1 pseudogene is annotated in these 387 nt (G+C 66.4%); it reads left to right on the plus strand.

The features are described from left to right. Positions 1 to 387 (plus strand): annotated as a pseudogene (locus tag AB4Y32_RS40480) (tetratricopeptide repeat protein); the annotation flags it as partial.

Below are 387 nucleotides of genomic sequence, written 5' to 3' on the forward strand. Positions count from 1 at the left end.
TGCTGCCGGAAGGGGAGGAATCCCATTTCGTCGAAAAGCCGTGGCGGCTGCCCGACAGCTATCTCTGCTTCACGCCGCCGCGCGATGCGGTCGAAGTCGGCCCGCTGCCGATGCTCGCCGGCAAGGGTGTGACGTTCGGCTGTTTCGGCAAGTTGATCAAGATCGGTGACAACGTGATCGCTTTGTGGTCGCGGCTGCTGCATGCGATGCCCGGCGCAACGCTGTACCTCAAGGCGCACGGTCTCGAACTGACGAGCGCGCGTGCCGCGACATTGTCGCGTTTCGAGGCGCACGGCATCGGCGGGGAGCGGCTGATACTGGAGGGCCCGTCGCCGCGCGCGGAGTATCTGGCGGCGTACGGGCGGGTGGATATCGCGCTGAGCCCGT

The organism is Paraburkholderia phymatum, from assembly GCF_040965635.1.
Classification (GTDB): domain Bacteria; phylum Pseudomonadota; class Gammaproteobacteria; order Burkholderiales; family Burkholderiaceae; genus Paraburkholderia; species Paraburkholderia phymatum_B.